15 protein-coding genes are annotated in these 13,211 nt (G+C 51.2%); 10 read left to right on the forward strand and 5 right to left on the reverse strand.

The features are described from left to right. The first annotated feature begins 202 nt into the window (after window positions 1–202). The 5 genes from LWH94_RS12680 (at window position 203) to LWH94_RS12700 (ending at window position 2,627) form a co-directional block, all read left to right on the forward strand. Window positions 203–892 (forward strand): metallophosphoesterase, encoded by a 690-nt coding sequence (locus LWH94_RS12680; RefSeq protein WP_011783955.1) that lies wholly within the window; start codon window positions 203–205, stop codon window positions 890–892. After that, window positions 889–1,494 (forward strand): 3'-5' exonuclease, encoded by a 606-nt coding sequence (locus tag LWH94_RS12685; RefSeq protein ID WP_011783954.1) that lies wholly within the window; start codon window positions 889–891, stop codon window positions 1,492–1,494. The genes LWH94_RS12680 and LWH94_RS12685 overlap by 4 nt, the downstream gene beginning before the upstream one ends. 21 nt (window positions 1,495–1,515) lie before the next feature. Beyond that, on the forward strand, window positions 1,516–1,839 hold the full coding sequence (locus tag LWH94_RS12690; protein WP_041656104.1) for a HipA N-terminal domain-containing protein: 324 nt from the start codon (window positions 1,516–1,518) through the stop codon (window positions 1,837–1,839). 76 nt (window positions 1,840–1,915) lie between these two features. Next, the gene (locus LWH94_RS12695) at window positions 1,916–2,155 is read left to right on the forward strand and encodes a hypothetical protein (protein ID WP_232902444.1); all 240 of its coding nucleotides are present in this window, start codon (window positions 1,916–1,918) and stop codon (window positions 2,153–2,155) included. Window positions 2,156–2,159: 4 nt separating this feature from the next. Then, complete coding sequence (locus LWH94_RS12700) at window positions 2,160–2,627, forward strand: nucleotidyltransferase domain-containing protein (protein ID WP_232902445.1); 468 nt, start codon at window positions 2,160–2,162, stop codon at window positions 2,625–2,627. Between the two features lie 39 nt (window positions 2,628–2,666). On the opposite strand, the gene LWH94_RS12705 is transcribed toward LWH94_RS12700, so the two are convergent. From LWH94_RS12705 to LWH94_RS12725, 5 genes are all read right to left on the reverse strand, one after another. After that, window positions 2,667–2,906, reverse strand: coding sequence for a hypothetical protein (locus LWH94_RS12705; protein ID WP_011783950.1), 240 nt, complete (start codon window positions 2,904–2,906; stop codon window positions 2,667–2,669). Window positions 2,907–3,054: 148 nt separating this feature from the next. Continuing rightward, a complete protein-coding gene (gene mobV, locus LWH94_RS12710) occupies window positions 3,055–4,209 on the reverse strand; it encodes a MobV family relaxase (RefSeq protein ID WP_011783949.1) in 1,155 nt (384 codons plus the stop codon). Between the two features lie 330 nt (window positions 4,210–4,539). Then, entirely contained in the window at window positions 4,540–6,045 is a 1,506-nt protein-coding gene (locus tag LWH94_RS12715; RefSeq protein WP_232902446.1) for a YfjI family protein, read from the reverse strand. Next, window positions 6,038–6,262 (reverse strand): hypothetical protein, encoded by a 225-nt coding sequence (locus tag LWH94_RS12720; RefSeq protein ID WP_041656101.1) that lies wholly within the window; start codon window positions 6,260–6,262, stop codon window positions 6,038–6,040. Before LWH94_RS12720 ends, LWH94_RS12715 begins: the two co-directional genes overlap by 8 nt. A 296-nt stretch (window positions 6,263–6,558) precedes the next feature. Next, window positions 6,559–7,812 (reverse strand): tyrosine-type recombinase/integrase, encoded by a 1,254-nt coding sequence (locus LWH94_RS12725; RefSeq protein WP_232902447.1) that lies wholly within the window; start codon window positions 7,810–7,812, stop codon window positions 6,559–6,561. 598 nt (window positions 7,813–8,410) lie between these two features. On the opposite strand from LWH94_RS12725, the gene LWH94_RS19620 reads away from it, so the two are divergent. From LWH94_RS19620 to LWH94_RS12750, 5 genes are all read left to right on the forward strand, one after another. After that, the gene (locus tag LWH94_RS19620) at window positions 8,411–8,545 is read left to right on the forward strand and encodes a zinc ribbon-containing protein (RefSeq protein ID WP_232902448.1); all 135 of its coding nucleotides are present in this window, start codon (window positions 8,411–8,413) and stop codon (window positions 8,543–8,545) included. A 94-nt stretch (window positions 8,546–8,639) separates the two neighbouring features. Next, window positions 8,640–8,849: a hypothetical protein gene (locus tag LWH94_RS12735; RefSeq protein ID WP_232902449.1), complete on the forward strand. Its 210-nt coding sequence runs from the start codon at window positions 8,640–8,642 to the stop codon at window positions 8,847–8,849. A gap of 115 nt (window positions 8,850–8,964) precedes the next feature. Next, the gene (locus LWH94_RS12740; protein WP_232902450.1) at window positions 8,965–10,677 is read left to right on the forward strand and encodes a class I SAM-dependent DNA methyltransferase; all 1,713 of its coding nucleotides are present in this window, start codon (window positions 8,965–8,967) and stop codon (window positions 10,675–10,677) included. After that, a complete protein-coding gene (locus LWH94_RS12745) occupies window positions 10,667–12,121 on the forward strand; it encodes a restriction endonuclease subunit S (protein WP_232902451.1) in 1,455 nt (484 codons plus the stop codon). Before LWH94_RS12740 ends, LWH94_RS12745 begins: the two co-directional genes overlap by 11 nt. Next, a complete protein-coding gene (locus LWH94_RS12750; protein WP_232902452.1) occupies window positions 12,121–13,176 on the forward strand; it encodes a restriction endonuclease in 1,056 nt (351 codons plus the stop codon). The genes LWH94_RS12745 and LWH94_RS12750 overlap by 1 nt, the downstream gene beginning before the upstream one ends. Window positions 13,177–13,211 lie beyond the last annotated feature (35 nt).

A 13,211-nucleotide genomic window follows, 5' to 3' on the forward strand; every position in this document is an offset into this window, starting at 1 on the left:
AACCCACTTTCATCAAGGAAAGAAATAAAGCCATCAAAAAAACCACTTTTCACAAGTTTTTGTCAGTTTTCAAAAATATCTTAAAAAAATAATAGGCCATTTGATAATTAAGCCAAAAATTAATTAGATTATGGTTCTTACATCCCCACCAGTGACTCCATACGAGTTATTCTAACTTTAGAAACGATTTGAGTTTTGAGTCATGATCAATGAATTAACCGCCCACCTTTCGATCCAACAAAATCTCCAGGGTAAAGACTGGCTATGCGGAGACATTCATGGCCAATATGAAGAATTGCTATATACCATGGAGCAAAATGGGTTTAACCCCTTCCTTGATCGCGTGTTTCTGCTGGGCGACTTAGTAGACCGGGGCCCCCAATCCAAAGAGCTTTTAAACTGGGCACTATTCACCAGCAACGTCTACAGCGTCATGGGCAACCATGAGCTGACCTTCGCAGCCGGCGCGTGGAGTCCTCGGCATAGGCAAAGGCACTTGTCGATGGGAGGTCAATGGTCCGATCAACTGGCGTTTGAGGAGTACCGCAGATTAGCTCAGCTCTGCATCAAGAGCTTTCCACTGACCATCACTTTGGAATGTGAGCAAGGTACTTTGGGACTGGTCCATGCTCAGAGTCCCTCAGACGACTGGCTAGACGCGCAGCGCGCCTCAGTTACGGAAAGATTTGCCGTTGATTGTACCTGGCCCTGGAATCGAGCTCAGGGTCCGGCACAAATCATCAAAGGCGTGACTGCGGTTGTATCGGGCCACATAGGTATGAATGAGATCGTTCGACGGGGGAATCAATTCTGGATAGACACCCTTGAGCAAACTGGAAATATCACCCTCATTCCAGCCGCTGAAATTTTTAAATGGATGAAACGTACATGAGAGACAAGTCGCTAGCTCTACTTGTGGTCGACCTTGAATCAACCTGCTGGGAGGATCTGAATCCCGAGGGGAAACGTCAAGATGTAGACAGCATGGAGATCATTGAAATCGGATGCGCACTCGCGACACGAGACGGGCAGCTACTCAAAAGCGCTAGCTTCTTGGTCAAGCCAACCCGTTTCCCTCAACTTAGCGATTTCTGCACAGCTTTGACGGGAATTACTCAATCAATGGTTGATGAAGCCCCAACCTACCCTGAAGCTATTGAAGCGCTGAACAAATGGCTGGGTGAGCTTTCTGATGAGTTCATCTGGTGCAGTTGGGGAAACTACGATCGTCGGCATGTAGAAGCCCAAAACCAGCAAACAGGCTCACGTCCAGCAATGAGTCGATATCCTCATCTGAACCTAAAGCGCATTTGGCGGCGCACTACCGGACAGAAACAAAAGAATGGTCTTGCCAACGCCCTAGCTTTTCACGATCTAACCTTTGAGGGAAGTCACCACAGGGGCGTCGACGATGCCCGAAACATCGTCCGACTTCTGCCATTTATGGATTGGTCGCTTGAGGCAGAATTATTGGCGAATCCAGACCTACCTTAAATACAGGGAGTAGCGTTATCTATGCATCGAGTCAAACACAAAGCAATCGTTTTTATGCACGGCAAGCGCGTAGGCCACCTAGAGCGACATGGAAATAGAGTTCTATTTCAATACGACTCAAACTACCTCGAATTCGGAAAGCCGCTGAGCCTTAGCCTCCCTCTTCGTTCGGAACCTTTTGAATCGGAAGGGCTCCCTGCCTACTTCAGCGGACTTTGCTCCGAAGGTTGGTTGAGACGTATTCAGGCTTTTGAGCAGCGAATTGATCCCTCCGACGAGTTCACTTTGTTGATTAACAATGGCAGAGACCTCGCGGGCGCAGTAACCATTGAACCAACGGATTGAAACCCAGGAAGAACGTCAGAGAACGAGCCTATTGCGATAGGTCTTTGATCTGTTCAAATTTGAACGGGGAGTCGGAATGACAGCGGAAGAGCTCATTGAGCAACTGAAAGAACTGCCACCGGAAACACCAGTTCTGGTAGAGGGGTACGAAACCGGATTCGACGACATCGTCGAGCTTACAATGGAACAGGTTGTTCAGTACCGACATGCTCAGGAATGGGATGGCGAGTATCAGAAGTCTAACAGATTCGCAAAGCAGATAATCGGTGCACCAAACGCTGTAGTGATCCGGGGGCGCAGGGGAGACAGACGGTAAAGCCATGGAAAAACGAAAGCGCTATCACCTCCGAAAATTGCTGACCCACTGTAAACCAAGTGCCCCGATGCCGGATGCCATGAGAGAGTGGGACCAGTTGAGGTCTGTTGGTTTGGAGCAACCTACTTTGGCCGGCCAGGCGAATATACAGGAGGCGGCGCTAGCTTTTTCGGAAAAATTGGCTGATCGTTTCGGGGTAGTTCAACTAATCTTGTATGGCAGTCGTGCACGTGGCAATTATAAGCCAGAGAGTGATGCTGACTTGGCAGTTATCCTAAGTGGATCGCCTGTTGATTTCGTGGTGACGAAGCTGGATATGGCAAGCGTGGCGTTTGATGTGCTCGTTGAGACCGGCGTTTTGATCCAGCCTCTGCCGATATGGGAGAGCGAGTGGAATAACCCGAAAAACTACTCTAATCCAGCTCTACTTCAGAACATTGTCCGTGAGGGTATTGTTCTTTGGAGCGTTTGATTTCAAAAATTCACCCAGGGTCCACATCAGATGTTGCTTTCAATCTGGCTCAGGCTGCTCTCGATCCGACATAAAGTCATCCGTTGCCCTCTCATCAGAGTCAAAAAACTCATCCCACACAGGATCAGTTGGTCGCTCATAATGTTTTACTGATCCCTTGAGGCGCTCGAGGGGAGCAAACTCCTGAGGAAGCGGTTCAGCCAACTCGTCAGCATGAGATGTATATGCATCTAAACTATCCAGCAACTCTTTTTCAGTTAGACGCTTTACTGTAGCCATAGCTAGCTCCCCCCTCTGGCTCTCCTATCACTGTGTCAACGATTATATCTCCATTTTGGGCAACATCATTACTCCAAAACCCAAGATCATCGCCTACACGGAAATAAAACATCGGGCTAGTTCACGCGAGGGCCGAATAATCAACAAATCAATCATTCTTCAGGCCATCAGCGTCAACAACAACCATCTCTTCTAACTGTGCAAATATTCTCGATTTAGTTTCACTCCGATCCAGCCGATACTCCAAATCTTCCAGGGAGATATCAAGACGATGGCACATCACTTCAATTACCCTTCCGTACCTTGAATTCAAGGTTTCCATCTCATCCAGTTCATCGATCGTTTCAACATAAAGTTGCTCAAAGTGCTCTGCCACTCCTCGCAGCGTTGAGAGCTGAGCCAAGTATTGATCATACTCCAACACCCATTTTCTCAATCCATTTGGATCCAGTCGTATATCTCGGAATGCTTTCGTGCGCTGTAACTCCGTTTGATATCGAAGTTGGAATTGCTGTGCAACAAAGAGTGCCTCTCTCCGCGCTTGAATAAGTCGATGTAAAGAACTCAATAGCGCCTTTCTCAAACGCGCTGTTTCCTCGTCAGCCCACGCTCTGCGCGCGGTTTGCGTGATGGCAGGTGGCGGACACCTAACTCTGAAACTAGGAAGGCGTATTTCCTCTCGTTTAATTTCAGTGGGCAATCTGGAGTACCATGTCCTCAGCTCAGAATGCCGGGCTCGCGATTTCTTCAAGCCTCTCTGCAAACTTGAGTCGAATGAACTCATGAACTCCGCATATTCATCCTGGAGCTTGGCCAATTTGCCTCGCCCATCGAAGAACCTTTTCGCCGATAACGTATGGATACCGTCACTGTCCTTCGATACTGGAACCATGTAGGCGTGAATATGGGGACTGGTCTCATCTAAATGAAGTACAGCACTCACTATGCGAGCTTCACCATACTTTGAGTTGAGAAATGATAGGGAACGCTTAGCCCAATCCTTTACATAACCCCCATCCTTACCCCGCCAATGACTTTGTTCGACGGTCATCACGAACTCCACAGCCCATACGGCGTCGCTCCGAAGACGCTTCTTCCCAGACAAAGATCTTTGATCCGAAATCTTCGACACCAGACTCAAAATTTGTTGGGCAGGCGTTTTTCCTCTTCCTTTCAGAATCTGATTGAACCGACTCCTTTGAGGATCAGCATTCGGGGTGCTGATCTCCCTCATCACATGAGCGCTACTGCCAGCGACATTAGCCCTTTTGAGTTTCTTCAGTCTAAGAATTGCCACATTCATAATGGGTTACCTGGCCCAGGTCCTGACATAGGTGTAGTGAGTACACTTATGTCTTTATGGGAGAACGAACTCAGCACGTTGCCTGAGTCCCTATAAACTCAACCAGTATGCAATGGCGGAAATGGCGGAAGTGGCGGAGAACTATAAAATTCTTTAAAAATCAGCGTGCTGCCGCACGAAACCCCTGGCGGGGGAATGGCGGGCCATGGCGGAACATTGCATAGACTCTATCCGCCAAACTCCGCCAACCGATCCGCCATTTAACCTTCTGATTTTCAAGGTGATCCGCCAATTCCGCCATTTCCGCCGCTCACACTGGCGTACTGGGGATCAACTAATCAGAGCCCACTCAACAGGCCGATCGCTTCGCCCTCGTCTAACAACTTTCAAATAGCCTTCATCAACTAGATAGGCCAGAGTCCTCCTCAGGTCGTCGGCTTTTCGATGACAAAGCCTGCGAGGCACCCTCTTAAAATCATCAGACGCTATCTGCCCTCCCTGCTTACCTTTGATCCAGTCAAGGAGCTCTCCTGCCATAGCCGCTCGTCGTCCGAAGAAAACACTCTCCTCCCTGGAGGCGGCCGACCACAGGTAGTAATCAATGAGCGTAAAGGCCCGCATGACATGATCAGAGTTAATTTCAGGCTCCCCATCAAATAGAGATAACGTGGCAGCAATTCGTGCAGCCATTTCTGGCGCCTTGCTAGCGACTCGCGCAATGCCCGAAAACGTCCCGCCCGGACCAATTTCCGCCTCAATACGGTTGTAATGCCTTACCCACTCTTGCAAAGCAGGACCAGATATCTCTCGCACCTCCGGTAATACTCCTCCCGTATGGGGGCATATCGAAATTGGCGTATTCAAGAGCTCTAACAGCCGCTTGCTGTATCGCTGATACTCCGGAATACATCGGATATCACGACTCAAACTGTGCTCATCCACAAACCTGCTACCAGCAATACTTTGTTCATGGCATATGAGGAAACGTGCCAAAAAACCCTGGCCGTCTAATAACGGGTCAGAGAGGACTTTAGCTGCCACAACAGGCTGCAACATTAAATGGGCCGACAAACGCCTGTTCCGGAGCTGGCCGGACTCCAAAGCATTTGCACGCGTTCGCGTTACCGGATCTCCGCCCCATAGCGCAGACATTATCGCTAGCATTCTCCCCCGGCTCTCGTCGGTCATCCCATGGCCTCCAAAGAAACCTATACCCTCATCGGTGAATATCCCCGCCGTTGGCATCCCATCGCGAAGATGCGCGTATAGGCCTTCCGCATTTGGCTCTTGAATCAGAATGTGTGGGATTGGAGCTGGGGATGGACGATTTAATTCCATCGCAGTGAGAGCTTTCGCGAATGCCTCAAAGTCTTTCCCTGTAGATTCTTCAACGGCTTTTGAATGTTTCTGCTTAAGTGCCTTATAGCTTGCCTCCCAGGCTTCTCTACCGGCCCTGTAATGCGGCTCTTGGGCCTTTAGCTCTCGAGCTCTCGCTTCTTGCCATTCATGAACAGGAAGCAGGGCGAGCTTATCGACCGTAGATTTTCGATCACCTGAATCAGCCACCGAGAGGAAAAAAAGTGATATAGGACTCCGGAATGCTTTTCCACGGGCGACGTCAACAAGGGGCTGACCAGCGAGCGTTGCGGATGCCAGGACTGATTGAGCAGCAATCCCCCGCGGCACCATAACAACACCGGCTAATGAAGCGGCGACTTCCCCGAGCACTTCTCCCAGTGCGTCAATCGGGTATTCCAGATCTTTTGTCGGATCTAGCAAAATCCCATCGTTGGAGGAAGGCGCTGCAGAACGATTAATCTGAGGACTGTCAGCCATTTAGCTCTCCTTTTTGAGCATCCATAGCCCACTGCTGGAGAACAGAAAACTTGTAACGGACATTGCGTCCAAAATAGACATGCTGCGGAGCCGGCAGGCCGGCCAACTCATTATTCCACCTACTCTGCCTTAGCGTTAAAGGGCTGAATCCTAAGTATTCGGCAGCCTGACGCTCATTCAAAAAACGGTGTTCCAAAGAAATAACATTATCGGTCATGGATAGTTCCTGGTTTGAAATACCAGAAACCGACTGGGCACTCGCTGACGTTGCACAACGGCATCCTGAAGCTTAAAGTGTCCCAGAGCTTCTTAGGTAATGGTGTTGCAGCACCAAGATTCTAATTGGCTCAGGCCGGCTTACTGGCTGACACATGGAAGCTTGGCGTTGAGGCTCCAACCATGGCGCCAAGCTTCCCTCTCTTGCCTCGGATGTATCCCGAGATCTATTGAGATCTTACCAGACCAAATTGGCAGTTTTCGGCGATGGACACACTCGCAAAAACAGCCGGCTCCTTAACCTTCTTCTACTGTCTCCATCACCCACGTGCTCCAACGCTCCAAGGCTTTCGCCTGCTCGTCAAATAGTGTTGCTCGTTGATATATGTCCTCCAGGCGATCATCACTCAGATGATTCAGAATGCGTCTTATCACGTGAGGCGGAGTCTCGCAGTACTCTCCTAAACCTGTTGCCACAGTTCGCCTCAAATCGTGGACCGAGAACCGTTCTAAACCAAACAATGGCGCCTTCTCGTTGACCTGTTGGGTTTTTATGCCCTGCAAGCGAGCAATAGCGGTTGTGAGCGAGTTTGAACCAATGGGTTGCCAAGGTGCCCTGGTACTCCTGAAAACGTAGGTACCGTCCATATCAAGCGATTGGAGCAGGTTCTTAAGCGCTGTGGAGATTGGTACGGTGTGCTTTCGGCGACTCTTGGTAATCTCTGGAGGCAAGTTCCAAACGTTTGTGTTGAAGTCAATATCTGACCATTTTGCTTGGCATATTTCTCCCCTGCGCAGCCCAGTCAGCAGAATCGCTTTCAGTGCGGCGCGAACGGAGGTGTCCAAGGAACTGTCCTCAAGCGCCTCCCAAAACCACTTTATTTCCGACGGTGTCAGAACGCGACTACGTGGCGATCCCTTCGACGCTCCCAGTTTGGCCGGTTGCAGGCCGTAGCAGGGATTCTCATCAATCAACCCTTTGGCAACTGCGAGCTCAAACATACCGTTAAGTATCGTTAAACACTTCCTAGCCTGTTCACGACTATTCAGTTCGGATACTGCGGAGATAAGCGAAGCTGCTGCCTGCTTCGTAATTGTAGGAATCAGAATTTGGCCAAGTGTTCGCCGTAGGTATTTATTCCAGCGCCATGTTGTTTGCCGTACAACCTGTTCTGAGGGAGTTCGTTTCGTGCGTGTAGAAGGTGTACTCGAGTACACACGAATCCAATCGTCAAACAATTCTTGGCCGGTCCAAGTTTGTTCAGCGACCTTCTTACTTTCCTTGAAAGCCTTCTTTGGATTAATCCCTTTGGCAAGCAACGCACAGGCCTCACCATGGACATCTCGTGCTTGTAGCAGAGAAGTTGTAGGGTAGCGTCCCAAAGAAACAGCATCCTGCTTGCCGCGAAACCTAAAACGGTATGACCAAGTTTTTGTTCCACGAACGGAGATTCTGATAGCAAGCCCCCCACCATGCGGGGATTTCACCGACTCCCAGTAAACGGTCTCCCTGGGTTTCAGTGATGCAATCTGGCGATCGGTCGTGAGCAACGGAATATCCTCCACTCAAATTGTAACCACACTTGTAACCACAAATTGAGTGTATAGACCGATATTCCAATAGACAACGAGAGACAACGAAAACACACAACTATTTGTTTTAAATGCTATTTTCGCATATCTAGGCATATAAGTTGATATAGGAGCGTTGCCCTCCGGAGGCAGAGGTCAGAGGTTCGAATCCTCTCGGGCGCGCCATGAATATCAAGGACTTGCGTGAAAACGCAGGTCCTTTTTTTTGGTCTGTGCCCAAATGGTGCCCTGACAGTGCCCACCATTTTTTCATAGATTAGCATCCAATCTTTTTTGTGACCTTTGCCCTGTTTCCCCACATAGCGGGTTTGGGCACAGGTTCCCGCAGCCTTGCCTAACCCCACCAAGTAACGTAAAACAATCTTATATCGAGTGGTTAGCAAGCAATGCACCTTTGGCATTGCTCCGCACTCCTAGGAACAACCAAGGACACGAGCCGACACATGCTGTCGCTCTCTGCCTTTATAATTTATTAAAGTTGAATCACGGGGATCTTGCTGAGACTCCCACTCAGTGAGTGCTGTCCTCCAATGGGAAATCTGCATAGGAGAACAATATGTCGACTACTGGAGAAAAACCTGGAAAGGGCACGTACACCTGCGACAACTGTGGTGAATTGGTCACGCTCGATGATAGCTCTGATACCTTGCCGCCATGCCCCAGATGCCATGAAACAGAGTACACACCTTAACAGTTGCTTGAGGCTGCCAGACTATCTGGCAGCCTTGTAGATAATCATCCTGGGAGTTTTAGATATGAAAAATGAGAAAACATAGAAAATTATCGTGCAAGACAAGGACGAAAAAGAACACACGTTCTTCAAAACGTTACGAGGAACCGAGCCACCAGACTCCGAAATCGCAGCCGTTCTCATTCAAGATGAGCTAGTTGGTGGGCGCCTGCTTCCATTTGTAGGTCGTGACTGGGATGAGCCTACTGTTTATAGGCTTAAAGCAGCTGGATTTAGCATCACTTCTATTCGCGAATCCGAGTAGCGTCGACAGAGGACGTAAATACGTTAACGGCCTGCGACCATTCAGCAGACACTTCTGGCGAGACACTCTGCTTTGCGATAGATAGCAGTTACTTCTCATAGGGAACAACCGAGCAATGAACAACACGGAACAGCAATTCCTCAAAGCCCTGGACGACAAGCTCTGGAAAGCCGCTGACAAGCTGCGCGCCAACCTGGATGCCGCCAACTACAAGCACGTGGTGCTGGGCCTGATCTTCCTGAAATACGTCTCCGATGCCTTCGAGGAGCGCCAGGAAGAATTGCTGGAGCGGTTCAAGGATGAGAACGACGACATCTACTACCTGCCGCCGGAAGACTACGACGGCGACGAGGACTACCAGCAAGCCCTGCTGGAAGAGCTGGAAGTATTAGATTACTACCGCGAAGCCAACGTGTTCTGGGTACCCAAACCGGCCCGCTGGAGCACCCTGAAAGAGAAAGCCGTGCTGCCCGTGGGCACCGTGCTCTGGCAGGACGATGCCGGTAACGACGTTAAGTTGCGCTCTGTGTCCTGGCTGATCGACAACGCCCTGGAAGAGATCGAGAAGAGCAACGCCAAGCTCAAGGGCATTCTCAACCGCATCAGCCAGTACCAGTTGGACAACGACAAGCTGCTGGGCCTGATCAACACCTTCTCCGACACTTCCTTCACCCGGCCGGTATTCGAGGGCGAGAAGCTGAGCCTGCACAGCAAAGACATCCTCGGCCATGTTTACGAATACTTCCTCGGTCAGTTCGCGCTGGCCGAGGGCAAACAGGGTGGCCAATATTACACTCCCAAGAGCATCGTCACCCTGATTGTCGAAATGTTGCAGCCCTACTCCGGCCGCGTATACGACCCAGCCATGGGTTCCGGCGGGTTCTTTGTCTCGAGCGACAAGTTCATCGAAGAACACGCCAGCGAACAGCACTACGACGCCAGCGAGCAGAAAAAGCACATCTCCGTGTACGGCCAGGAGTCCAACCCCACCACCTGGAAGCTGGCCGCCATGAACATGGCCATCCGGGGCATCGACTTCAACTTCGGCAAGAAAAACGCCGACACCTTCCTGGACGACCAGCACCCAGACCTGCGCGCCGACTTTGTGATGGCGAACCCACCGTTCAACATCAAAGACTGGTGGAGCGAATCCCTGGCCGACGACGTGCGCTGGAAGTACGGCACCCCGCCCAAGGGCAACGCCAACTTCGGCTGGATGCAGCACATGCTCCACCACCTGGCACCGACAGGTAGCATGGCCCTGTTGCTGGCCAACGGCTCCATGAGCTCCAACACCAACAACGAAGGCGAAATCCGCAAGCGGCTGGTGGAAGAAGACCTGGTGGAATGCATGGTCGCCCTGCCCGGCCAGCTGTTCACCAACACCCAGATCCCCGCCTGTATCTGGCTCCTGACCCGGGACAAAGCCAACGGCATGGTGCGCAACGAGAAGAAGCGCGACCGCCGGGAAGAGTTCCTGTTCATCGATGGCCGCAACCTCGGCTTTATGCGGGATCGGGTACTGCGAGACTTCACCAATGAGGACATCGCCAAAATCGCTGACACCTTCCATGCCTGGCAGCGTGGTGAGGGCTACGAGGATGTCGCCGGTTTCTGCAAATCCGCCAGCCTGGACGAAATCAAAAAGCACGACTTTGTACTGACGCCGGGGCGTTATGTGGGTGCTCAGGAGCAGGAAGAGGATGGGGAGCCGTTTGCAGAGAAGATGGCGCGATTGACTGGACAGCTGCGGGAACAGTTTGCTGAGAGTGACCGGTTAGAGGCTGAGATCAAACAGAATCTTGGGGGGCTGGGGTATGAGCTTTGAGACATGGACGTTAGAGGAAGCTGAAATACGCCTCATAGATGGTGACCGCGGGAAAAACTACCCCAAACAAGCTGACTTTAGTGCTAGCGGGCACTGCTTGTTCCTATCAGCCAAAAACGTAACCTCATCTGGATTTCAGTTCTCGGACCCTGTTTTCATCGGAAAAGAACGTCATGACTTGCTCCGCGCCGGTACGCTTGAGCGTGGCGACATTGTCATGACCACCAGAGGTACAATAGGAAATGTTGCTTACTATGATTCTTCCGTAAGCCATCCTCTCGTACGGATCAATTCTGGCATGATGATTTTTCGGGCGAACCATGAGGCATGGAACACTCGCTTCTTATACTACGTCCTGACATCCCCGGTCATTCAAAATCAGATAACGAATCTCACGTCTGGATCAGCGGTTCCGCAGCTTCCGGCCCGCGATTTGAAGAAGTTCCAGCTGCCAAAAGTCCCGCTATCAGTTCAGAACCGAATTGAGGCTATCATCAGCTCGCTCTCTAACAAACTCAGTCTAAACCACCAAATCAACCAAACCCTCGAACAGATGGCCCAGGCCATTTTCAAAAGCTGGTTTGTCGATTTCGAGCCGGTCAAAGCCAAGATCGCCGCACTGGAAGCCGGCGGCAGCGAAGAAGACACCCTGCTCGCCACCATGCAGGCCATTTCCGGCAAAGACGAAGCGGAGCTAACCCGCCTCCAGACCGAACAGCCCGAGCAATACGCCGAGCTACGCGCCACCGCCGAGCTGTTTCCGTCGGCTATGCAGGATAGTGAGTTGGGGGAGATTCCGGAGGGGTGGAGTGTTAGTCAAATTGGCGATGAGGTAACGGTTGTAGGCGGTGGCACTCCATCCACCAAAAACCCAGACTTCTGGGAAAACGGCGAGATCAACTGGACTTCCCCGAAAGACCTATCAAATCTCTCAGACAAGGTACTGGTCGAAACCGAACGCAAAGTAACTGAAGCAGGTCTTGCGAAGATTAGCTCTGGCCTGTTGCCAGTCGATACCGTACTGATGTCATCACGGGCACCGGTTGGCTATCTGGCTCTGGCCAAGATACCTGTAGCAGTAAACCAAGGCTATATTGCGATGAAATGCGAAAAGGCATTAAGCCCCGAATTCGTCATTCAGTGGTGCGCAGCTTACATGGACGAAATCAAAAGCCGGGCCAGCGGCACCACCTTCGCAGAGATTAGTAAAAAGAACTTCAAAATCATCCCGGTTGTGAAGCCTCCAGAACCACTGATTTCGGTTTACTCAAAACAAGCATCCTCGCTCTACAAAGCCATTGAGAATAACCTCCGGGGGGCGGACACCCTAGCAAAACTCCGGGATTCCTTGCTTCCCAAACTCCTCTCCGGCGAACTCTCTGTCATTGATGCAGAGGATCAACTGATGGAAGAAGAACTGATGCCGCAAGAGGAAATCAACTAATGGAACTGTGGTTAACCCGAGCAGGATCTCACGGCGAGTTCGAGCAAAAGTTCCTCGACGAGGGCCGAATCTACCTGACCTGGGATGAGCTTGGAGAGGATCTGTCGAAACTGGATAACCGGCAGTCCCTCCTGGAACTCCTTGAGCAGACTTACCCGAACGAAAAGCTCAAGCGATTACAGAACCACAGCAGCCAAATCTGGCCGTTCGTCAAAACCATGCAAGCCGGCGACTGGGTGGTGCTCCCCTCCAAGAAGCAGCCTGTGGTGTATGTCGGGAAGATAACAGGGGACTACCTTCATAACGCCAAAGGCCCGGATCCTTTCTTCCACTGGCGATCCGTCGAGTGGTTTGGGCAGGAGATTCCCCGCTCTCACTTTGGGCAAGATCTGCTGTACAGCTTCGGCGCGTTCATGACCATCTGCCGCATCCGGCGAAACAACGCCCTTCTACGCCTGCAGGCCATGCACAAGGCTGGTTGGCAGGCTGAGAACACCAAGTCAGTGATTCAGCATACCGGCCAATCTACTAACCACGATGCCGATGATGTATCCGGTGATGACGGTTTTGACTTCAACCTGGCAGACCTGGCCAAGCAACAGGTGGTCAGCTTGATTGAGCAGAAGTTCAAAGGCCACGAGTTGACCCGATTGGTCGGAGCAATACTCAAGGCGCAAGGCTACACCATCTGGCAGAGTCCCGAAGGTGCAGACGGGGGTGCCGATATTCTAGCCTCCAACGGCATGATGGGCTTTGGCAGCCAAACCATCTGCGTGGAGGTGAAGTCCGGCACTGGAACGGTGGACAGACCCACTGTGGACAAGCTCTTGGGTGCCATGTCCAAATTCAACGCAGACCACGGTCTGTTTGTCGCTTGGGGCGGGTTCAAACAGAATGTGCAGAAGGACATGGCCAGCAGCTTTTTCCGTCTGCGGTTATGGTCTCAGGATGACTTGCTGAATGAGCTGTTCGCGGTATATGACAAGCTGGACGATGAGCTAAAAGCCCAGCTGCCACTAAAGCGAGTCTGGACGGTGGTTGCGGCGGATGACTGATGCCTGGCTCAATCACAATGGAATGCTCCGGGCTT

The sequence above is a fragment of the Marinobacter sp. G11 genome, from assembly GCF_021282325.1.
Taxonomy (GTDB): Bacteria; Pseudomonadota; Gammaproteobacteria; order Pseudomonadales; family Oleiphilaceae; genus Marinobacter; species Marinobacter vinifirmus.